Consider the following 22,811-nt stretch of genomic DNA (forward strand, 5'->3'; position numbering starts at 1 on the left):
TCGCTCCGAAGGAAGGTGGGCCGACTCTAGCCGCGCCGCCGCGCGGCCCAGGGGCGATGCCGGGGCGTCGTCGGCGAGGTCTAGCCTCGCGCTACCGCGCGGTGCGCGCGCGGCGACGCGGGCGGCGGCGTCGGCGCTGCGCTGTTGCGGCGCAGCGGGCCTCGGCGTCGGTGCGCGCGGCTGCGCGAATGCGCGAACGCGCGAACGCGCGAACGCGCGAAATCCTCGCGCAGGCGGCGGACGATGCGGCGCGCAAGCGCCTCGGAAGATCAGCCGCCCGGACACCGGCAACTGCGCGCGTCGACCGAGCCGCCCCCTCCACCGCTCCGCCATCGGCGCCCCCCGACCCGAGCCGGCTGCCGCGACCGCTTGCGATACAAATATTACCCGGGTAATATTTTGACCCTCGCCCCGACCGGCCCTCCCGCATGACCACGTCTACCGCCCCCGGCTACACCGCTTTCGCCGGCCAGCGCCTGCTCGCGCGCGGCCGCCTCGCCGACGTCGCCGTCGCGGTGCACGCCGCCGCCGCACGCGCCGGCGCGGCGGAGCTGCTGGTGTTCGACGACCGCACCGGCCAGCAGATCGACCTGCACCTCGGCGGCGACGCGCACGCGGTGGCGGCGCGTTATCGCGAACGCCCGGACGCCGCCGATGCAGCCCCGGACGACGACGCGCCGCAAGCGCAGCCTTCCCCGCACGAGCCGGCCCCGCGCGGCCGCGGCCGCCCGCGCCTGGGCGTGACCGCGCGCGAGATCACCCTGCTGCCGCGGCACTGGGACTGGCTCGCCGCGCAACCCGGCGGCGCCTCGGTCACCCTGCGCAAGCTCATCGACCAGGCGCGCAAGCAAGGCGAGGCCGGCATGCGCCAGCGCCTCGCGCGCGAAGCCGCCTACCGCTGCCTCAATGCGCTGGCCGGCAATGCACCCGGCGCGGAGGACGCCACCCGCGCACTGTTCGCCGGCGACGCGGCCGGCTTCGCCCGCCGCCTCGACGCCTGGCCGGCGGATGTGCGCGCGTATCTGCTCGCGCTGTCCGCCGATGCGTTCGCCGCGTCCGAAGCTGCGACGACGTAACGCCAGCGGCGCGAAATCCGCCTTTGCTCATGCGGAAGCCGGTTGTGCTTCGCTGCAGAGGGCGCGCTGAAGTCTCTGGATCCCCGCCTTCGCGGGGATGACGGCTCGAGCATGCGGACGCCGGTTCTGCTTCGCTGGAGACGGCTCGCTGAAGTCTTTGCATCTCCGCCTTCGCGGGGATGACGGCGTGAGCATGCGGATACCGGTTCTGCTTCGCTGGAAAAGGCTCGCTGAAGTTTCTGCATCCCGCCTTCGCGGCGATGACGGCTTGAGGGAGCGGCCGGGCGCCCGACGGCCACCGCTGCGGCCGATGCCCGTTGCGTCGGCGCCCGCCGCCTCCGCCGCTACACGTTCCCAACCCGCCCGCCCCGTTTCCGCGCCCCACCCTACAGGCCCACGCATGCGCGACCTCACCCAAGGCTCGATCCCCAAACACCTGATCTCGCTCGCCGTCCCCATCGGCATCGGCATGGCGTTCCAGATGCTGTACGTGCTGATCGATCTCTACTTCGTCTCGCGCCTGGGCGACGCCGCCATCGCCGGCGTCGGCGCGGCCGGCAACCTGCAGTTCCTGGTCATGGCCGCGAGCCAGGTGCTCGGGGTCGGCGCCATGGCCCTGATCGCCCAGGCCTGCGGCCGCAAGGACGTCGACGACGCCAACGCGGTGTTCAACCAGAGCCTGCTGTTGGCCGCGCTCGCCGCGGCGATCACGCTGATCGCCGGCTACGCCTGCAGCGGCGCCTACATGCGCGCGATCGCCGCCGACGCGGCCAGCGCCGCCGCCGGCCTCGCCTACCTGCATGCGTTCCTTCCCGGGCTGGCGCTGCAGTTCGCGCTGGTCGCGCTCGGCGCGGCGCTGCGCGGCACCGGCATCTCCAAGCCGACCATGCTGGTGCAGATCGTCACCGTCGTGCTCAACGCGATCCTGGCGCCGGTGCTGATCGCCGGCTGGCTCACCGGCCGCGCGTTCGGCGTCGCCGGCGCCGGCTGGGCCAGTTCGATCTCGATCGCGGTCGGCGTGGCGCTGATGCTGCTGTACTTCGCGCGCCTGGAGCATTACGTCGGCGTCGACGCGCGCCGGCTGCGGCCGCAGCCGCCGGTGTGGCGGCGGATCCTCGCCATCGGCCTGCCGCCGGGCGGCGAGTTCGCGCTGATGTTCGTATTCATGGCCGTCACCTACTGGTGCCTGCGCGGCCTCGGCACCGACGCCCAGGCCGGCTACGGCATCGGCATGCGGGTGATGCAGGCGATCTTCCTGCCGATCATGGCCATCGCCTTCGCGGTCGCGCCGGTGGCCGGGCAGAACGTCGGCGCCGGCCGCGGCGAGCGCGTGCTCGCCACGTTCCGCAGCGCCGCGCTGATCGGCAGCGTCGCGATGTTCGCGCTGACCCTGCTGTGCCAGTGGCGGCCGGAATGGTTCATGCGCCCGTTCGCCGACAACGCCCAGGCCGCCGACGTCGCGGCCGACTTCCTGCGCATCGTGTCGTGGAACTTCGTCGCCTCGGGCCTGATCTTCACCTGCTCGGGCATGTTCCAGGCGCTCGGCAACACGCGGCCGTCGCTGTACGCGAGCGCGTCGCGCCTGGCGACGTTCGCCTTGCCGGCGGTCTGGTTGTCGCAGCATCCGGGCTTCGAACTGCGCCAGCTGTGGCTGCTGTCGGTCGGCACGACCTTGCTGCAGGCGCTGACGGTGCTGTGGCTGCTGCGGCGCGAATTGCGCTTGCGCTTGCCGCAGCCCAGCGCGGCGGCGGCCTGAAATCGGGCCGGACCGGCGACGGTCCGGCCCACGCTCGCACCGGTCGCCGGGGCCGAAGTCGCTATCGCCCCATCGCCACAAACGGCTCGTCGGGAGACCGGCCCGCATCGGCCGGTCCCGCCGTCGCCGCCGCTACTGCTGCACAGCGCAAGTGAAGCTGAGCGTCGCCGTCGCCCCCGTCGCCAACGAGCCGAGCGTTACCCCACTGCCCAAGTCGCCGACGGTGATCGCCGCGCTCGGGCAGGCCGCGCCGCTGCATGCCACCGGGTTGGATGCCGGACAGTCCAACCCCGCCTGCGGCACGTCCCTAACCACCGCACCGACGGCCGTGGCCGGGCCGTTGTTGGTCACGACCAAGGTATACGTCGTCGGCGTCCCGGCCACCACGGTGTCGCCGGCCTGGTCGCTGGGGTCGGCCGGTGTGTAAGTGTTGCTCTTGGTGATCGACAGATCCGCCTCGTTGGAATCGTCGTTGGTCACGGTGCATACCGCGCTCTGGCCGTTGGCCAGGGTCAGCGAATCGCCCGAGACCGCCGCGCCGCCGTCGATCGAGCAACTGTAGGCCGAGGCCGTGTAGTCGGCCGGGCCGCCGCTTTCGGACAAGGCGTACGTGCCCGCGTTGACCGCGGCGCCGGTCACCGCCGCCGCGCCGTGGGCGCCGCTGATCGGTGTCGGGCCGGCGGCGTTCAAGGTCCACGCCGTCGCCACCGCGGTGCCGCCGTTGTCGTTGACCACGATCTTCTGCAAGGTCAGCGTGGCCGGCCGGTCGTCGTTGGTGATCTGACAGGAGGTCGCGCCTCCGGGGGGCAACGTGATCTGGTTGCCGCCGGTCACGGTCACCCCGTTCGTGCAGGTCCAAGCGCTGGCCGCGTATCCCCCCGGGCCGGTTTCCGACAGGGTATAGGTGCCGGCGTTCACGGGCCGGAGCAGCACCGGCGGCGTTCCGCTCACCGCTGTCGGCCCGGTCGCCCGCAGCGTCCAGGCCGAAGCCAGCCGGGTGCCGCCGTTGTCGTTGATCACTCGCTTGAGCAGCGTCAGCTGCGCCTGGCGATCGTCGTTGGTGATCGTGCAATCGGTGGTCGCGCCGTTGGCCAGGGTGATCTGGTTGCCGCCGGTCACGGTCACCCCGTTGGTGCAGACCCAGGCGCTGGGGTTGTAGCCCGCCGGGCCGGTTTCCGACAGCGTGTAGGTGCCGGCGCCGACCGCCGCATTGGTCACCGCCGCCGAGCCGTGGGTGCCGCTGATCGGCGTCGGGCCGGCCGCGTTCAAGGTCCAGGCGGTGGCCGTGGCGGTGCCGCCGTTGTTGTTGACCACGGTCTTGCGCAGGGTCAGGTTGGCCGGCGCGTCGTCGTTGGTGATGGTGCAGACCGCATTCTGCCCGTTGGCCAAGGTCAGCGAATTGCCGCTCACTGCCGCACCGCCGTCTATCGAGCAACTGTACGCCGAAGCCGTGTAGCCGGCCGGGCCACCGCTTTCGGACAAGGTGTAAGTGCCGGCGCCGACGGTCGCATTGGTCACCGCCGCCGCTGCGTGCGTGCCGCTGATCGGCGTCGGGCCGTTCGCGTTCAACGTCCAGGCCGTAGCGACGGCGGCGCCGCCGTTGTCGTTCACCACGACCTTCTGCAAGGTCAGCTGTGCCGGCGCGTCGTCGTTGGTGATGGTGCAGACCGCATTCTGGCCGTTGGCCAAGGTCAGCGAATTGCCGCTCACTGCCGCGCCGCCGTCGACCGAGCAACTGTAGGCCGAAGCCGTGTAGCCGGCCGGACCGCCGCTTTCGGACAAGGCGTACGTGCCCGCGCCGACCGCGGCGTTGGTTACCGCGGCCGCGCCATGCGTGCCGCTGATCGGCGTCGGGCCGGCGGCGTTCAAGGTCCAGGCCGTCGCTATTGCGGTGCCGCCGTTGTCGTTGACCACGGTCTTGCGCAGCGTTAGCGCGGCCGGGGTGTCGTCGTTGGTGATGGTGCAGGTCGCGTCGGCGCCGGCGGCCAAAGTCACGCTGCCGCTGTCGAAGGCGGCGTTCCCCATGGTCACGCCGGTACCGGTGCAGGCCCACGTGCCTTCGGTATAGCCGGCCACGTTCAGCTCGGTCAGTGCGCGCGTGCCGGCGTTCACCGCGACCGCGGCCGAGGTATAGACGGCGTTGACGGCGGTGCCGGTATTAGCGCCGAAGCTGCGCGCCACGCCATCGACCTGGATGCCGAAATCGGCGACCGTAGCCACGCCGCCATTGTCGTTGATGACGTTCTTGACCACGGTCAGGCGTGCAGCCTGGGCATTGGTGAAGGTGCAGACGATATTCGCGTCGGCGGCGCCGATGGTCAGCCCATCGTTCGGGTTGGCATCGCTGGTGCCCGTGCAGGCCAGGGATTGTGTGTAGGTCCGGCCGCCGTTCGCGGCCAGGGTTTCCGCCAGGGTGAGGGTTTCGCCGGGGAAGACGTTGATCGCAGTAGCGGTGTCCAGTTCGTTGGCGCTGCCGGCATCGGAATTCAGGGTACCGACGAACGTGCCGCCGCGTGAAGCGGTGACGGTGGCGTCATCGCCCGTGGTGGCGCCGTTCCACTGCTTGCGCAGGGTCAGCGTGGGCGAGGTCAGGGTTACGGCGTAGTCTTCCACTTCGCCGTCGCTCGCCAATCCGGTGGGAACATTGACCTGTGCGGCTTGGGTTCCGATACGCAAGCGCACAAAACTTGCGCCCGCATTCAAGCCGGCGGCGCCTGGCAGGGTCCAGGTCAGCGCTGCGGTACTGCCATTGCAGGTGGCTGCGGCAGACGTTTCCCCGCTATCCGCGAAATCGCCGTCACGGTTGAAATCGATGAAGCCGCTGACGGCAGCGCCATTGCCGGCGCAGGGCACGGACAGGGTGTAGGTGCCGCCTGCGACCAACGCAATCGCGGACATCGAAGCAAACGCGTCTTCGTCGTCGGTGCCGTTGGCATCGTCGCCGGTTGCGGTGGGGTTGGACAGGTCGCTTTGCTCAATGTCCGTCGTTGCACCCAACCTGACGGCCGGCGGCGCCAAACGGGCCATTTGAAACGTGCCGAAGTAGTTGGTCGTGGTGCCTGCCGCGCTACCCGGCAGCGTCCCGCCGCTCCAGGTAAAGCCTGGGAGATGCAATGCACTTCCATAACTGCCGGGAGCGTCGCCCTGATCGGCGGTAAAGACCATCACCCCGAGCGCGATCGCAGAGGCCCCTCCCCCCTGCATCTGGAAGTCAGCCGCTGTCGCGCCCTCCATGAAGCCGACCCCCATCGGCCCTCCCTGTCCAGCACAGGCCCCCCCAGCGCCGCTCAAGCGCATGGTCTGATTGGCGCCCGTAGTCGTTACCGTTGCAGTGGAAGTTGTGCCGCAAGTGGTGAAACGATCGATGATGCGCCATGTGACGGGGTTGGCAGCGGTTGCCTGCACATACTCCCCCGCTCCCGATTCCTCCGCATCCGCGAACACCAAGCCCTGGAGAGGGTAAGGTGGATCGCTTGCATTGTTGTTGGGGCCGAAGGTAGCCGAGCAAGCGAATCGCCCCGATGCCTGGAATCCATTATTCAACCTGTTGGAGAGTCCATTAATCAGTTGGTTGGCGGTGCCGGTTCCTGCGATGTTGTACAGATTGTCCAGACCGTCGCCTGTCCAGGTACCTGGACGGTACGCGATAAGATCGGGATTGGGACTGTTTCCGCCGATGTTGGACAGGCTGCAGGTGACACGCAGAAATTGCCCGTCGATGCTGGTCGAATTAGTTACGGCAACCCCGTTTTGATTGATCGAAGCGCCATTAGCTCCCCAGCTGAACCAGACGATGTTCTGCTTATAAAGTCCGCTACCGCCAGTCGCGAACTGGGCCTGCGCTGGCAGGGATGCGAACCCCAGCGACAGCAACGCGCACGCAAACAAAGCCCGAAAGCCCGCGCCGTGCCGAGGCCACGCCGAACCTACGTCTGCCTGGCGTGCCATCGCCGAGCGGACAAACGACCAGGCGCAGGCTGCGGCCGCATCGTGCGCAATGGCTTGCCGAATCGTTTTCATCGCAATTTCCCCTGTAGCCGCCGGTTCCAACTCGCATCCGGAGCCGATAAAACTCTGAGGCCTGGACAGCACCGGCGCGGCACGCCCGATGCACGAACTGGCGGCGCCGCGCGCTGCCCGACGAAGAGTTGCAATTGCGATGTCATGGCGCCCCGGATTCGATTCGGCCCATTACAGAAATAGAAAGGACGCAGTTACGTCTTATCCGTGCCAACCCCTGGTGGAAGCGTCGTGGGTAAACGCGTCAGCCCGTTTCGTTTTGAAAGACGCAGGCGCCGGTCAGTTCACCGTGCAGCTCAACTCGACCGTCACAGAGCCATTGGGCGGGAAGGTCGGAATCGGCACTCCGCCGCTGCTTTGCAGGTTGGCGATAGTGAGGTTTGCGGCCGCAGGGCACGCGGCACCATTGGTGGCGGCGGTGCAGGTCGCGGTCTGGCAGGTCAACCCGGTGGGCGCGGGGTCGCGCAGGATGGCGTTGCCGGCGCTATTCGGCCCGGTGTTGGTGGCCACGAGGGTGTAGGTCCTGGTCGTACCCTGGACTACCGTGTCGTTGGCCAGATCGTTCGGCCCGTCGGTGGCGAAGGTGTTGGTCTTGGTGATCCGCACGTCCGCCCGGGGCGTATAGGAGACGGATACAGCATGCCCCTCCCTTTCTCCGGCGGTGGGAAACCCGCCGCCCTCGACGGTCACATTGAAGGTGATGCTGTTGAACGTGCCGTTCACCATGACCGAGCCGCAAGCAGCTTGGTTAGCAGCACAACTGACATTGATTGAGTTTGTCGCTACTGAGTTGTCGATCGTCAGGCCGTTGACGGCGAAAACACTATTGCCGGCCAACCGTGTCAGTGTCACCGCTTCCGGCGCACCGTTGTTCGAAGCCCCGGCAACCGTGTAGATCGTCGAAATCCGGGTTGGGGTGTCGACCCCCAATCCGGCGAAATGAATGATGGGGTTGGTCACGGCCTCAAGGAAAGTGATCGTCAACGTGCCGCGCGGCGGCGTTGCACATGTGGGGGTGGTGAGGCAGCCTTGTCTCGACGTATCCATGATCGGCCCGCGAATCGCGTTTGGATTGACACCGGGCGAGAACATGACCGCCGTCGGGCTGCCTGAGGCGTCGAAAGTCGAGTTCGGTGTACGCAGCCGGTATCTAGCGTTGTAGTCACTATTTGGCGCCGCGCTCCCGGTCCCGGTCTCAGTCCCGGTCCCGGTCCCGGAGCCGGCCACCGTATAGGTCACGGTCTGCGTCACGCCGGCTATCGGGGGATACGTATAGGTCGCCGATCCGGTTCGTCCGGCCGCGCCGCTCACAAAGGCATTCGGCAGGACATACCCCGTTTGTGCGGCCGCCTCGGACGCCCCCCCCAAGAGCAGGGTTAACGCGAACAGGATTTTCATGGACCGGCCGATCCCGGCGGCACGCAAAACAGGCGCGCCGGATGCAGCGATGTCAGCGGCCGCCGCGCGGATACCGGGAGTGGCATCTTTGGCCGCTGCCGCCGATGCGTGCGCAAGGCATGCGCCGCGCGGGCCGATGGAGCTGTACTGGATCGGATTCATCGCATTCCCCTGAAGATCGCGCTTGCGAACGCGCCACGCTTGGCGGCTGTCCGCTGGCCATTGGCAACTACTACCGCTAATCGTGGCGGCAAGGCAGAAGCGGACATGGCGGCACGTCCCCCGTGCCGTCCAGGACGTAATGAATACGGATCGTCCGAGGTTCGACGACCTCAACGCGGCATCGCCGGATTCGAACGAATCCAAAGTCGGCCGGAGCCGCTGTTCCGCGCCCGGGCGCTGGACGCACAGGCCCATCGCCAGCGCCCCGTCTCCCAAGGCATTCACCCGCAGGCCGCTGCCGGTCAGCGCGCTATTGGCCGCGGATTCGAGGGCGGACCTGCGCGGCCGGCACTGCCCAGGCTGCGGCCGCAACCACCGCGCACAGGGCCCACGCCATTGCGCAACATCTCCAAGTGTTTCATCGAGCCGCCGCCTCCTAGTCCGTTCGATACGCCGACGAAACCTGGAAACAGCGACCGCGCCGGCGACCGCCCGCATCGATCTCGCTCGACGACGCGCGTCGGCCGGCGTTCGGTCCCTCGCTCCACGGCGCGACCTGCATCGCTGGGACTCATCTCCGCTGCGCGCCGAACCAGGACACGCGGCTGCCGCGTACGGATGCCCCTGCAACCCTGAGCATGTCCGGCGCGAAAAACTGCGTTTTACCGACACGCCGCGACTGTTTCCGGACAAAGAAAAAGCGGGCCGAAGCCCGCTTCTTCGTTTACCGCGAAGTCGCCCGGCGATTATTCGGCCGAGACGCCCTCGCCTTCTTCCACGGCCTTGATCGACAGGCGGATGCGGCCCTGCTTGTCGACTTCCAGCACCTTGACCTTGACCACGTCGCCTTCCTTGAGCTTGTCGGAGACCTTCTCGACGCGCTCGCTGGAGATCTGCGACACGTGCACCAGGCCGTCCTTGCCCGGCAGGATGGTCACGAACGCGCCGAAGTCCATGATCTTGGCGACCTTGCCCTCGTAGATGCGGCCCGGCTCGACGTCGGAGACGATCTGGTCGATGCGCGACTTGGCGGCCTGCGCGGCGGCGGCGTTGACCGAGGCGATGACGATGGTGCCGTCGTCCTGGATGTCGATCTGGGTGCCGGTTTCCTTGGTGATCGCCTGGATGGTCGAGCCGCCCTTGCCGATCACTTCGCGGATCTTGTCCGGGTGGATCTTCATCGTCAGCAGGCGCGGCGCGTACTCGGACAGCTCCGAGCGCGACTCGGTGATGGCGTGGGCCATCTCGCCGAGGATGTGCAGGCGGCCGGCCTTGGCCTGCTCCAGCGCGACCTTCATGATCTCTTCGGTGATGCCCTGGATCTTGATGTCCATCTGCAGCGCCGAGATGCCTTCCGACGTGCCGGCGACCTTGAAGTCCATGTCGCCGAGGTGGTCTTCATCGCCCAGGATGTCGGACAGGACGACGAAGTTGTCGCCTTCCTTGACCAGGCCCATCGCGATGCCGGCGACCGGCGCCTTGATCGGCACGCCGGCGTCCATCAGCGCCAGCGAGCTGCCGCAGACCGAAGCCATCGAGGACGAACCGTTCGACTCGGTGATTTCCGAGACCACGCGGATGGTGTACGGGAACGCTTCCATGCTCGGCATCACCGCGAGCACGCCGCGCTTGGCGAGGCGGCCGTGGCCGATTTCGCGGCGCTTCGGGCCCATCATGCGGCCGCACTCGCCGACCGAGAAGGGCGGGAAGTTGTAGTGGAACAGGAAGTGTTCCTTGTACTCGCCCGAGACGGCGTCGATGATCTGGCCGTCGCGCGCGGTGCCGAGGGTGGCGACCACGATGGCCTGGGTCTCGCCGCGGGTGAACAGCGAGGAGCCGTGGGTGCGCGGCAGCACGCCGACCTTCGAGGAGATCGGGCGCACGGTGTCGAGCGCGCGGCCGTCGATGCGGATCTTGGTGTCGAGCACCGAGCTGCGCATGGTCTGGTATTCGAGCTCGCCGAATTCCTTCGACAGTTCGCCCGAGGACCAGCCCTCGGATTCGGCGCGGCCGGCCAGCGACAGCAGCACGTCCTTCTTGATCGCACCGATGGCGTCGCGGCGCTGCAGCTTGTCGCGCACCTGGAAGGCGCCGGCGAGCTGGTCGCCCACCGCTTCCTTGAGCGCGCCGATCAGCGCTTCGTTCTTGGCCGGAGCTTCCCAGCTCGACGGCTTGGTGCCGGCTTCGACGACCAGCTCGTTGATGACGTTGATGACCTTCTGCATCTCGCGATGGCCGAACATCACCGCGCCGAGCATGACCTCTTCGGACAGCATGTTGGCTTCGGATTCGACCATCAGCACCGCGTTGGAGGTGCCGGCCACGACCAGTTCCAGGTCGGAGTCGGCCAGCTCGGCGGCGGTCGGGTTGAGCAGGTACTGGCCGTTCTTGTAACCGACCTTGGCCGCGCCGATCGGGCCCTGGAACGGGGTGCCGGCCAGCGCCATCGCGGCCGAGGCGCCGATCAGCGCCGGGATGTCGCCGTCGACTTCCGGATTCAGCGACATCACCGTGGCGATGATCTGCACTTCGTTACGGTAGTCTTCCGGGAACAGCGGGCGGATCGGACGGTCGATCAGGCGCGAGATCAGGGTTTCCTTCTCCGTCGCGCGGCCTTCGCGCTTGAAGAAGCCGCCCGGGATGCGGCCGCCGGCGTAGAACTTCTCCTGGTAATCGACGGTGAGCGGGAAGAAATCCTGCCCCTCGCGCGCGCTCTTGGCGGCGACGGCGGTCACCAGCAGCACGGTGTCGTCCATCTTGACGATGACGGCGCCGCCGGCCTGACGGGCGATCTCGCCGGTCTCCAGGGTCACCTGATGGTTGCCGTACTGGAAGGTCTTGGTAATTTTTGCCACGGTGGGTTCCTTCGGTATCTATGCGTTCCGGTCGAGGCCCTTGCCCCGCTCCGGTCGGCCGCCGGCGCAAGCGACCTGAGGATGGTTGTGTTCCGCGCGCGCTCCGCGCCGCGTCGCACGTGGCCCGAGGGCCGGTCCAGTTCGACGATCGCGCTCGCGTTTCGTCGCTGGCGGCGATGCGTCCTGCATCGCCCTACGGAGTTTTCGTCTCCGCCAAAACAAACCGCGGCGCATCGCTGCGCCGCGGTTGGGTGTCCGATTAGCGGCGCAGGCCGAGCTTCTCGATCAGGGCCTTGTAGCGCTCGTTGTCTTTGCGCTTGAGGTAGTCGAGCAGGCTGCGACGGCGGTTGACCATCATCAGCAGGCCGCGACGGCTGTGGTGATCCTGCTTGTGGGCCTTGAAGTGGCCGGTCAGCTGCTCGATGCGCGCGGTCAGCAGGGCGACCTGGACTTCCGGCGAACCGGTGTCGTTGGCGCCGCGCTTGTTGTCTTCAATGACTTTCTGTGTGTCGATCGACATGGTGTCTTCTCTATCTAGATGCGCGGCCCGCAGAAGCGAATCGGCACGGTCATCACCGCTCCGACGCACCGCCTGGCCCGCCGCTTGCTATGGTTGGGGATCGCAGTTCAAGCCGTTTCCGGTTGGAAGTGCTTGAAAAGCGGCGAGATTGTAACAGCCCGTTGCGACGATTGCGACCTTTGGCCGGTATGAATCGAGGCGTTCGCGACGATCGGCGGGCGCGGCCGGGCCGGCTTTCACGGCGTTGCCCCGCCGCCTGTTCAGTCGGCTGCGGCGGGCGCCGGACTCAACCGCCCTGCGCGGCCCAGCGGAACAGCCGCTGCGGCTGCAGGCGCCCGCCGGCCTGACGCAGGCCAAGGCCCAGACAGCGGCCTGTCTCGCCATAGATCGCGACCAAACCGGGCTCGCCCTCGGCGCAGGCCACCGCCTGGCCGTGGCCGAGGCGCTGGGCGGCGACGGCGTCCAGGGCGACCTGCTCGAATCCGCTCAGGCCGGCCTCGATCGGCAGCAACAGGGCGTCGAGGACGCGTTCGTCGCCGCGCTCGGCCAGCTCGCGCAGCTGCACCAGGGTCACCATGGCCGGGGCCAGGAACGGCTCGACCCACGAGCGCCGCAGCGTCGCCACGTGGGCGCCGCAGCCCAGCGCCTCGCCGAGGTCGCGGACCAGGCTGCGCACATAGGTGCCCGAGCCGCATTCGATGTGCAGTTCCAGGCGCGGGCCGTCGCGCCCGGTCAGGGTCAGCGAGTGCACGCTGACTTCGCGCTCGGGCGCTTCGATCGCCTCGCCGCGGCGGGCCTTGGCGTACAGCGGTTCGCCGCCCTGCTTGAGCGCGGAATAGATCGGCGCGCGCTGCAGGATGGTCCCGCGCAGCGGCGCCAGCGCGGCCTCGATTTCGGCCGGGTCGAATTCCAGCACCGGCCGCTCGCGCAGCGGCGCGCCGTCGGCGTCGTCGCTGTCGGTGGTCAGGCCGAGCACGGCGGTGGCGGTGTAGGCCTTGCGCGCGCCCAGCAGCAGCCCGGCGATCTTGGTCGCCTCGCCGAAGCACAGCGGCAACAGGCCGGTGGCGAGCGGGTCGAGGCTGCCGGTATGGCCGCCCTTCTCGGCGCGGAACAGGTGGCGCGCCTGCTGCAAGGCCTGGTTCGAGCTCAGGCCCTGCGGCTTGTCGAGCAGCAGCAGGCCGTCGACGTTGCGCCATTGACGTTTACGCATCGTGTTCAAGCAGGACCTTCGCCCCAGAGTGGCGGCCGGATGCCGGCGCGCGGGTCAACGTCGCGGGATGCTCGCATAGTGCGCCGGAACGGACGCGTGAAACGTCGTGCGGGCGCGCGTCGGCGGACGAAGCCGACCGGCGGCGTTTCGAGCGGGGTGTGCAGGGGCGCGGATCGGGCGCGGTCCTGGGGGGATCCGGCGCGGCGGTCGGGTTCGGCCGCCTGCCGTTGCGGGCAGGACCGCGGCGGACAACCCGCGCGGCCGTGGCCGAGCGCGGGACCGCGAAACTCAGTCGGCGTCCCTGGAGCGGTCTTCGCCGTCTTGCGGCGCCTCGCCGTCGGCGTCTTCGGTGACTGCCGGCGCTTCGCGCAGCAGATGCTCGATGCGCTCGCCGCGGTCGACCGAATCGTCGTAGTGGAAATGCAGCTCCGGCACGTGCCGCAGCTTCATCGCCCGGCCGAGCTGGAAGCGCAGTTCGCGCGACAGTTCCTTGAGCGCCTTGACCGCCTCGGCCGAACGCTCGGGCTGCAACGCGGTGACGAAGACCTTGGCATGGGCCAGGTCGCGGGAGATCTCGACGTCGGACACGCTGACCGACGGCAGGCCGTGCTCGCGCACGGCTTCGCGCACCAGCGTGCCCAACTCGCGGCGGAGCTGGGCGGAAACGCGATCGGTGCGGTGGAACGATTTGCTGGGCATGAAGCGAGAAGTGAGCGTAGAGGAGTGAGGAGTGAGTCAGAGCGACAACGGCGATGCAGTGAGCGGAGAGTCGGTCGAGTGGCTTTCGCTCACTCCTCACTTCTCTCCGCTCACTCCTATGCCTCAAAGCGTGCGCTGGACCTCGATGCGCTCGAAGCACTCGATCTGGTCGCCCGGCTTGACGTCGTTGTACGCCTTCACGCCGATGCCGCATTCGGTGCCGTTGCGCACTTCGTCGACGTTTTCCTTGAAGCGGCGCAGCGATTCGAGCTCGCCTTCGAAGACCACCGCGTTGTCGCGCAGCACGCGGATCGGCTTGGAGCGCTTGACCACGCCCTCGATCACCATGCAGCCGGCGACCGCGCCGAACTTGGAGCTGCGGAACACGTCGCGGACCTCGGCGGTGCCGATGATCTCCTCGCGGATCTCCATGCCGAGGATGCCCGAGGCGACCTGCTTCACCTGGTCGATCACGTCATAGATGATCGAGAAGTAGCGCAGGTCGACGCCGTTGGCCTCGATGATGCGGCGCGCGGAGGCGTCGGCGCGGACGTTGAAGCCGATCACGGTCGCCTTGGCGGTGGCCGCGGCGTTGGCGTCGGATTCGGTGATGCCGCCCACGCCGGAGCTGATCACGTTGATGCGGATCTGCTCGTTGGACAGCGCGACCAGAGCCTGGCGCAACGCTTCCACCGAACCCTGCACGTCGGCCTTGACGACGAGGTTGAGGCTCAGCTGGCCCTCGCCCTTACCCATCTGGGCCATGATGTCTTCCATGCGGTTGCCGGCGGCGGCGACCAGGCGCGATTCGCGGCGCTTGGCGTCGCGCTGCTGCGCCACGTCCTTGGCCAGGCGTTCGTCCTCGACCACGACGAAGTCATCGCCGGCGTCGGGCACGCCCGACAGGCCGAGCACCTGCACCGGAATCGACGGGCCGGCCTGTTCGACCTGCTTGCCGGTTTCGTCGAACAAGGCGCGCACGCGGCCGTAATGCACGCCGCACACGAGGTAGTCGCCCTTCTTGAGCTGGCCCTGCTGGACCAGCACCGTGGCGACCGGGCCGCGGCCCTTGTCGAGCGCGGATTCGATCACCGTGCCGGTGGCGCGGCCGACCGGAGCGGCCTTGAGTTCGAGCACTTCGGCCTGCAACGAGATCGCGTCGAGCAGATTGTCCACGCCCGCGCCGGTCTTGGCCGAGAGTTCGACCATCTGGGTGTCGCCGCCGAAATCCTCGGCGACCACATCCTCGCCCAGCAGTTCGTTCTTGACCCGCAGCGGATCGGCGTCGGACTTGTCGATCTTGTTGATCGCCACGATCAGCGGAACGCCGGCGGCCTTGGCGTGCTGCACGGCTTCCTTGGTCTGCGGCATGACGCCGTCGTCGGCGGCCACGACCAGCACCACGATGTCGGTCAGCTTGGCGCCGCGCGCGCGCATCGAGGTGAACGCGGCGTGGCCCGGAGTATCGAGGAAGCTGATGACGCCCTTCGGCGTTTCCACGTGGTACGCGCCGATGTGCTGGGTGATGCCGCCGGCTTCGCCGGAGGCGACCTTGGTGCGGCGGATGTAGTCCAGCAGTGAGGTCTTGCCGTGGTCGACGTGGCCCATGATGGTGACCACCGGCGGACGCGGCGCCTTGTCGCCCTGTGCCTCTTCGGCGTGGGCCAGCAGCGCGTCCTCGGCGTCGTTGCCCAGGGCCTTGACCACGATGTGGCCGAGCTCTTCGGTCACCAGCGCGGCGGTGTCGTGGTCGATGCTCTGGTTGATGGTCGCCATGACGCCCATCTTGAACATCGCCTTGACCACGTCGCCGCCCTTGAGCGCGAGCTTCTGGGCGAGATCGGCGACGGTGATGGTCTCGCCGATGGCGACTTCGCGCACGATCGGCGCGGTCGGCCGCGAGAAGCCGTGCTGGCCGCCACCGGAGCGCGACTGCTCGTTCTGGCGACGGTTCTGCTGCATCCGGCCGCCCTTGCCGCGGGTGTTGCTGTTGCTGCGGCGGGCGCGGTCGGACGGCGACAGGTGCAGCTGGCCGGCGAAACGGTTGGCCGAATCGTCGTCTTCCACGCCGGCGACCATCGCGTGCGAGCCGCGGGTCTTGTGGCGGGCGGCCGCGGCGTTGCGGTCGTCGGCGGGACGCGCGGGTTCGGGCCGGGCGGGCTTGGGATGGCCGTGGCCATGCGTCGCCGGCGGCTTGCGCGCCGGGTCGGCGGCGGCCGCGCCCGGAGCGGCGGCCTTGGCCGGCTCCGAAGCGGCCGGGGCCGGCGCGGGCTCGTTGGCGCGCAGCGCGGCGGCCTCTTCCTCGGCCTTGGCGCGCGCGGCGTCCTCGACCGCGCGACGCGCGGCGTCGACGGCGTCGGCGCGACGCTTGTCGTCGGCGGCCAGGCGCTGCTGCTCGGCGAGGTTGCGCTGCTTGGATTCCTCCAGCTTGCGCAGGATCTCGGCGCGCTCCTCGTCCTCGCCGACGCCGCCGGCGCCTTCGTTCGGCTTGACCAAGGTCACCTTCTTGCGCACCACCACGTCGACCGTGGTGCGGTTCTTGCCGCCGCCGACGGTGATTTCCTGCTTGCGGCTGCGGTTGAGGGTGATCTTCTTCGCCGCCTCGTCGCCGTCGGCGGGCTTGTCGGCCTTGCCGTGGGAACGCTTGAGGAAGCCGAGCAGCTTGACTTTCTCGATGCTGGTCACGACCTGGTCGGGGCCGCTGAACTTCATGCCGGCCTCGGCCAGCTGTTCCAGCAACTTCTCGACCGGCGTGTTCACCAGTTCGGCCAGCTTGCGGATGGTGGTTTGCTGCGACATTCGGTTTTCCGTGTCCTCTTGGCGCGGGACGCATCCCACGCGTGATGGCGCCATTCTAGCTCCGCGCGCGCCCAAGGTCCGGCCCGCGCAGGCCTTCGCGGCCTGCTCGCGGACCGGGCCCGCGCCCGATCCTGCGAATCCGGCCGGGCCCGTCGGGACCGTGGCCGGCTTGCCGCAAGACGTCCCGTGGACCTCTTGCGGCTTTCCTCACCTCATTCGAACCAGTGCTTGCGCGCTTCCATGATCAGGGCGGCGGCACGTTCCTCGTCCACGCCTTCGATATCGGTCAACTCGTCGGTGGCCAGATCGGCCAGGTCGTCGCGGCTGACCACGCCGCGCGAAGCCAGGGTGAACGCCAGCGCCTCGTCCATGCCGGCCAGTTCCAGCAGGTCGGCCGCGGGCTGGTGCTCGTCGAGCTCTTCCTCGGCCGCCAGCGCCTCGTTGAGCAGCGCATCGCGGGCGCGGGCGCGCAGTTCCTCGACGATGTCCTCGTCGAAGCCCTCCACCGCCAGCAGCTCGCCGACCGGCACGTAGGCGATTTCCTCGACCGTGCTGAAGCCCTCGGACACCAGGATGCCGGCGATCTCCTCGTCCACTTCCAGCTTGTCCTGGAACAGCTGGCGCGCCGCGTTCTGCTCGGCCTCGGACTTGGCGGTGACCTGGTCCTGGGTCATGACGTTGAGCTGCCAGCCCGACAGGCGGCTGGCCAGGCGCACGTTCTGGCCGCCCTTGCCGATCGCCTGGGCCAGTCGCTCTTCGGCCACGGCCAGGTCCATCGAGTGCTTCTCTTCGTCGACGATGATCGACTGCACTTCCGCCGGCGCCATCGCGTTGATGACGAACTGGGCCGGGTTGTCCGACCACAGCACGATGTCCACGCGCTCGCCGTTGAGTTCGTTCGACACCGCCTGCACGCGCGAACCGCGCATGCCGATGCAGGCGCCGATCGGATCGGTGCGGTTGTCGTGCGCCAGCACCGCGATCTTGGCGCGGTCGCCCGGATCGCGCGCGCAGGCCTTGATCGAGACCAGGCCCTGGCCGACTTCCGGCACTTCCAGCTTGAACAGCTCCATCATGAATTCCGGCGCGGCGCGGCTGATGAACAGCTGCGGGCCGCGCGGCTCGGTGCGCACGTCGAACAGGTAGCCGCGGACGCGGTCGCCGGCGCGCAGCACGTCGCGCGGGATGCCCTTGTCCTTGGGGATGATCGCCTCGGAGTTGCCGCCCAGGTCCACGTAGATGTTGCCGCGCTCCACGCGCTTGACGATGCCGGTGACCAGCTCGCCGACGCGGTCCTTCCACGCGTCCACGACCTGGGCGCGCTCGGCCTCGCGCACGCGCTGCACGATCACCTGCTTGGCGGCCTGCGCGGCGATGCGGCCGAACTCGGGATTCTCGATCTGTTCTTCGATGTAGTCGCCGACTTCCACGCCCTCGACTTCGTCGACCGCGTCCATCAGGCGGATCTGGCGGTCCGGCGACTCCATGACCACGTCGTCGGCCACGACCTCCATGCGCCGGAAGGTCTCGTAGCTGCCGTCCTTCTGGTCGATGGACACGCGCACCAGCACGTCCTCGTCGTGGTAGCGCTTCTTCGCGGCCGAGGCCAGCGCGGCCTCGATGGCCTCGAAGATCACTTCGCGCGGTACGCCCTTTTCGTTGGCGACCGCGTCCACCACCAGCAACAGTTCCTTGCTCATCTGTTCACTCCGCACGGATCGGCGTGGGCCGCCGGCTCTCGGGTTGGTAATTGGGTTCGATGCTTACTTCTTCGAAGCGTCCGGCTTCGAAGGCTTGTCCTTGGCGGGCCGGCTCTTGCCAGGCGCGACCTTGCCGGGCGCGAGCTTGCCGGGCGCGGCCTTGCCGGGCTTCTCCGGGGCGAAGCCCAGCGCCGCCCAGTCCGGCACGATCCGCGCCTTGTCGATGTTCGAGAACGGCACCGCGAAGCGCGCGCCGTCGATCGCGAACACCACCTGCTCGCCTTCCACGCCGACGATCTCGCCCTGCAGGCGGCGACGGCCTTCGTGCGGCAGCTTCAGCCCGACCTTGGCGGTCTCGCCGGCGAAGCGGCGGTAGTGGTCGAGCGCGAACAGCGGACGGTCGATGCCCGGCGAGGACACCTCGAGGGTGTAGTTGCCGCTGATCGGATCCTCGACGTCGAGCTGGGCCGAGATCTCGCGGCTGACCGCCTCGCAGTCCTCGATGCCGACCGAGCGCGGCTGCTCGCCTTCGGCGGTCGCGTCGAGCTCGGCGGCCGGCACGTCGATGTACACGCGCAGCGTGGCGCTGCCCGGCGCGGGCAGGTATTCGATGCCGAGCAGTTCCACGCCCAGCGACGCCACCGTGGGCGCCAGCAGTTGCGCGATTTGCGTTGCCTTGTCCGTCACGCGCCTGAACTCCTGAAGGGTGGCGACCGGCGAAAACCAATCATCTGGGTGCACTGCTTCCGCGATCGTCCGCAACGGCGGCATCCGGTATTCCGACGCCGTCGCCGCACTCGCAGGAAAGCCGAATTGCGGAAAGCCGAAAACGACAAAGGGCCCATCGGGCCCCTTGTCCGTACAACTGGATTTCGGCGTATCGGCGCGAGCAGAGCGTCGATACAAAGCCCGACTTTCGATCGAAACGGCCGCTGCGAACAGCGCGGCCGTAACAGCCAAAAGTGGTAGCGGGGGTAGGATTTGAACCTACGACCTTCGGGTTATGAGCCCGACGAGCTGCCAGACTGCTCCACCCCGCATCAGGCCGACAAGTGTAACGGTCGGCTTAACTTTCTGCAAGCCTGCAATCAGATTTTCATGATTGCCGCTTACCGCTTCGAACGCGCCGGTGTTCCCCGGTGTTTCGCGAAATCCGTATCGCGTTCGCAGGCCGGCAATCTTAGGCTGTGTTCGAAATAATTCAAGCCCCCAGGACAGTTTCGAGCCGATTATTTTTCTCAGGACCGATTGAGCATGGTCCGCGGGCGGCTGGAACCCCTGCTCCGCCGTCGCTTTCGATGAATGCCGATTCAGCCGCAGGGCCTCCTGTTGCGGGAGGGCCTTCAGGCCCGATGCTCTTGTGCCTGGTCGCCGGGACCTGAGCGGAGAGCGTCGGGCCTGAAGGCCCTCCCACAACCGTCAGGCCAGGCCCCACAAAAACGAAGGGCCGCCCGACGGCGGCCCTTCCTCGCAGCGGGTGTCGCGCCGGCTCAGGCCGCGAACGCGCGCTGGCACCACTCCATGATCGGGTTCCAGGCGATGCCCAGCGCCAGCAGCGCCAGCGCGTTGACCCCGAACACCACGCGCAGCGGGCGGTCTTCGTTCGGCGGCGGCAGCTTGCCTTCGGGTTCGTCGAAGTACATCGCCTTGATCACGCGCAGGTAGTAGAACGCGCCGATCACCGCGAACACGACGCCGACGATGGCCAGCCACAGCATGTCGCCCTGCAGCGCGGCCTTGAGCACCGCCAGCTTGGCCCAGAAGCCCAGGAACGGCGGCAGGCCGGCCAGCGAGGCCATCACGCACAGGATCATGCCGGCCAGCCACGGGTTGCGCGCGTTGAGGCCCTTGTAGTCGTCGATCCGGTCGGCCTCGAAGCCGCGGCTGGACATGACGATGATCGCGGCGAACGCGGCCGAGGTCATGATCGCGTAGCTGATCGCGTAGAACATCGCCGCGGCGAAGCCCTGCGCGCCGCCGCCGGCCATGCCGATGAACAGGAAGCCGACGTGCGAGACCGTCGAGTACGCGAGCAGACGCTTGAGATTGGTCTGCAGCAGCGCGCTGAGGTTGCCGATCGCCAGCGACAGCACCGCCAGGCCGGCCAGCAGCAGGCGCCAGTGGTGGTCCAGGCCGTGCGCGCCGACTTCCAGCAGGCGGTAGGTCATGCCGAACGCGGCCAGCTTGGGCGCGGCGCCGATGAACAGCGTGATCGGGGTCGGCGCGCCCTGGTAGACGTCCGGCAGCCACATGTGGAACGGCGCGGCGCCGAACTTGAAGGCGATGCCGGCGACCACGAACACCACGCCGGTGATCAGCATCATCGACTTGGGACCGACCGAGGCGGCCACCGCGATCTGGTCGAGCATCAGGCTGCCGGTGGCGCCGTAGATCAGCGACAGGCCGTACAGCAGCAGGCCCGAAGCCAGCGCGCCGAGCACGAAGTACTTGATCGCCGCTTCCGAGGCCAGCGGGCTGTCGCGGTCGACCGCGACCAGCGCGTACGAGCACAGCGCCAGCATTTCCAGGCCGACGTAGACCATGGTCAGGCTGCCGGCGGAGACCAGGAACATCATGCCGGCGATCGCGAACAGCATCAGCACCCCGACCTCGCCCTTGTACAACCCGCGCGCGCGCAGGTAGGGCCAGGTGTAGATCAGCGACAGGATGCCGACCACGCCGATGCCGAGCTTGAGCACGTCGGCAGCGGTGTCGCGCACGAACATGCCGCTGAGCACGGTGCCCTGCCCGCCCACGTCGAAGGCGATCATCGCCGTCGCCGCGGCGACCACCAGGATCGAGAAGACGTGGGAAACGATGCGGTTCCGCTCCTCGACGAACAGGTCGAGCATCAGCAGCGCGAACGCGCCGACGACGACCACCAGTTCGGGCAGCAGGGGCATGATGTCGGCGAGAGAGCGTACGGGCATGTTCATTTAGTGCATCTCATGGCGGATCCGGCTCGGCTTCGAGCCTTGCTCTAGGAGCGAGCGGAGAGGAGTGAGAAGTGAGCGGCGGGCGCTCGCGCTTTTCTCTCGCTGCTCGCTTCTCGCTTCCACTCACTTCTGCGCGGGCCGGGCCCGCGCGGTTTACAGCTTGCTGGCGACGATCTGGCTGGCCAGATTGGCGATCGCCGGCTCCATCAGGTCGGTCAGCGGCTTGGGCCACACGCCCAGGACCAGCACGCCCACCGCGAACACGCCCAGCACCAGCGCTTCGCGCGGGTTGAGGTCTTCCATCTCGGCGACGTGGGCGTTGCCGACGTCGCCCCAGATCACCCGCTTGACCAGCCACAGGGTGTAGCCCGCGCCGATGATCAAGGTGGTCGCGGCGGCGAAGCCGATCAGCGGATGCTTCTGGAACGAAGCCAGGATCACCATGAACTCGCCGACGAAACCCGAGGTGCCCGGCAGGCCCGAGTTGGCCATCGCGAACAGCACCACGAACGCGGCGAACCAGGGCATCACGTTGGCGACGCCGCCGTAGTCCTTGATCATGCGGCTGTGCATGCGGTCGTACAGCACGCCGACGCAGGTGAACATCGCGCCGGACACGAAGCCGTGGCTGATCATCTGCACCATCGCGCCCTGCAGGCCCAGGCGCGCGGCGTCGGCGCCGTGGGCCTCGCCGCTGTGGACCAGGCCGAAGGCGATGAAGGTGCCCAGGGTGACGAAGCCCATGTGCGAGACCGACGAGTACGCGATCAGCTTCTTCATGTCCTCCTGGACCAGCGCGACCAGGCCGACGTAGACCACCGCGACCAGGCTCAGCGCGATCACCAGCCAGGCCCACTCGTGGCCGGCGTCGGGCACGATCGGCAGGACGAAGCGCAGGAAGCCGTAGCCGCCGATCTTCAGCATGATCGCGGCCAGGATCACCGAACCGGCGGTCGGCGCTTCCACGTGCGCGTCCGGCAACCAGGTGTGGACCGGGAACATCGGCACCTTGACCGCGAAGGCGATCAGGAAGCCGAAGAAGATCCACATCTGCTCGGTCGCGCTGAGCTGCAGGCCGTACATGTCGGCGATCTGCCAGCTGCCGCCCTTCAGGTACAGGTAGATCAGCCCGACCAGCATGAACACCGAGCCGAGGAAGGTGTACAGGAAGAACTTCACCGAGGCGTAGACGCGGCGCGGGCCGCCCCACACGCCGATGATGATGAACATCGGGATCAGCATGCCCTCGAAGAACACGTAGAACAGCATCGCGTCGAGAGCGGAGAACACGCCGACCATCAGGCCTTCGAGGATCAGGAACGCGGCGTAGTACTGGCTGACGCGCTTGTCGATCGAGGTCCAGGCGCTGATCAGCACCAGCATCGAGGTCAGCGTCGTCAGCGCGATCAGCGCCACCGAGATGCCGTCCACGCCGAGGTGGTAGCGGATGTCGAAGGCCGGAATCCAGGCTTTCTGCTCGACCAGCTGCATGTTCGCGCTGGTGAAGTCGCCGTGGGTGAACATCAGCAGGCTCAGGCCGAGCGTGACGATGGCCACGACCAGGGCGAACCAGCGCGCCGCGTTGGCGCGTTGGTTGCCGAAAGCCAGGGTGGCGAAGCCGCCGAAGATGGGCAGCCAGATCAGGAGGCTAAGCAAGGGCACGGGGATCACGTTCGGTGT

14 protein-coding genes and 1 tRNA gene are annotated in these 22,811 nt (G+C 68.0%); 2 read left to right on the forward strand and 13 right to left on the reverse strand.

Annotated features, from left to right (window positions below):
- Positions 1-428 precede the first annotated feature (428 nt).
- Both JHW41_RS14415 and JHW41_RS14420 read left to right on the forward strand, forming a co-directional pair.
- On the forward strand, positions 429-1,076 hold the full coding sequence (locus JHW41_RS14415) for a DUF2239 family protein (protein ID WP_250442827.1): 648 nt from the start codon (positions 429-431) through the stop codon (positions 1,074-1,076).
- Positions 1,077-1,476: 400 nt separating this feature from the next.
- A complete protein-coding gene (locus JHW41_RS14420) occupies positions 1,477-2,832 on the forward strand; it encodes an MATE family efflux transporter (RefSeq protein WP_250442830.1) in 1,356 nt (451 codons plus the stop codon).
- A gap of 132 nt (positions 2,833-2,964) precedes the next feature.
- On the opposite strand, the gene JHW41_RS14425 is transcribed toward JHW41_RS14420, so the two are convergent.
- The 13 genes from JHW41_RS14425 to JHW41_RS14480 all read right to left on the reverse strand — a co-directional run bounded on the left by JHW41_RS14425 (position 2,965) and on the right by JHW41_RS14480 (position 22,802).
- A complete protein-coding gene (locus JHW41_RS14425) occupies positions 2,965-6,852 on the reverse strand; it encodes a CshA/CshB family fibrillar adhesin-related protein (protein ID WP_250442832.1) in 3,888 nt (1,295 codons plus the stop codon).
- A 279-nt stretch (positions 6,853-7,131) separates the two neighbouring features.
- The gene (locus JHW41_RS14430; protein WP_250442835.1) at positions 7,132-8,412 is read right to left on the reverse strand and encodes a DUF11 domain-containing protein; all 1,281 of its coding nucleotides are present in this window, start codon (positions 8,410-8,412) and stop codon (positions 7,132-7,134) included.
- Between the two features lie 746 nt (positions 8,413-9,158).
- Entirely contained in the window at positions 9,159-11,267 is a 2,109-nt protein-coding gene (gene pnp / locus JHW41_RS14435) for a polyribonucleotide nucleotidyltransferase (RefSeq protein ID WP_057947343.1), read from the reverse strand.
- Positions 11,268-11,526: 259 nt separating this feature from the next.
- A complete protein-coding gene (gene rpsO, locus JHW41_RS14440; protein ID WP_057947342.1) occupies positions 11,527-11,787 on the reverse strand; it encodes a 30S ribosomal protein S15 in 261 nt (86 codons plus the stop codon).
- A gap of 286 nt (positions 11,788-12,073) precedes the next feature.
- Entirely contained in the window at positions 12,074-12,997 is a 924-nt protein-coding gene (gene truB, locus JHW41_RS14445; protein WP_250442836.1) for a tRNA pseudouridine(55) synthase TruB, read from the reverse strand.
- Positions 12,998-13,285: 288 nt separating this feature from the next.
- Positions 13,286-13,696 carry a 30S ribosome-binding factor RbfA gene (gene rbfA, locus JHW41_RS14450; RefSeq protein WP_250442839.1) on the reverse strand — a complete coding sequence of 137 codons (411 nt, stop codon included), beginning with the start codon at positions 13,694-13,696 and terminating at the stop codon, positions 13,286-13,288.
- Positions 13,697-13,819: 123 nt separating this feature from the next.
- The gene (gene infB, locus JHW41_RS14455) at positions 13,820-16,495 is read right to left on the reverse strand and encodes a translation initiation factor IF-2 (protein WP_057947339.1); all 2,676 of its coding nucleotides are present in this window, start codon (positions 16,493-16,495) and stop codon (positions 13,820-13,822) included.
- A 212-nt stretch (positions 16,496-16,707) separates the two neighbouring features.
- On the reverse strand, positions 16,708-18,195 hold the full coding sequence (nusA, locus tag JHW41_RS14460; RefSeq protein WP_057947338.1) for a transcription termination factor NusA: 1,488 nt from the start codon (positions 18,193-18,195) through the stop codon (positions 16,708-16,710).
- A 63-nt stretch (positions 18,196-18,258) separates the two neighbouring features.
- Positions 18,259-18,882 carry a ribosome maturation factor RimP gene (gene rimP / locus JHW41_RS14465; RefSeq protein ID WP_250442841.1) on the reverse strand — a complete coding sequence of 208 codons (624 nt, stop codon included), beginning with the start codon at positions 18,880-18,882 and terminating at the stop codon, positions 18,259-18,261.
- A 276-nt stretch (positions 18,883-19,158) separates the two neighbouring features.
- Positions 19,159-19,235: transfer RNA gene (locus tag JHW41_RS14470), tRNA-Met, on the reverse strand.
- A gap of 161 nt (positions 19,236-19,396) precedes the next feature.
- The gene (locus tag JHW41_RS27075; RefSeq protein ID WP_428995372.1) at positions 19,397-19,630 is read right to left on the reverse strand and encodes a DUF6053 domain-containing protein; all 234 of its coding nucleotides are present in this window, start codon (positions 19,628-19,630) and stop codon (positions 19,397-19,399) included.
- Positions 19,631-19,685: 55 nt separating this feature from the next.
- Complete coding sequence (gene nuoN / locus JHW41_RS14475; protein WP_250442844.1) at positions 19,686-21,131, reverse strand: NADH-quinone oxidoreductase subunit NuoN; 1,446 nt, start codon at positions 21,129-21,131, stop codon at positions 19,686-19,688.
- Positions 21,132-21,284: 153 nt separating this feature from the next.
- Positions 21,285-22,802, reverse strand: coding sequence for an NADH-quinone oxidoreductase subunit M (locus tag JHW41_RS14480; RefSeq protein ID WP_101943679.1), 1,518 nt, complete (start codon positions 22,800-22,802; stop codon positions 21,285-21,287).
- Between the last annotated feature and the right edge of the window lie 9 nt (positions 22,803-22,811).

Source organism: Lysobacter enzymogenes, from assembly GCF_023617245.1.
Taxonomy (GTDB): domain Bacteria; phylum Pseudomonadota; class Gammaproteobacteria; order Xanthomonadales; family Xanthomonadaceae; genus Lysobacter; species Lysobacter yananisis.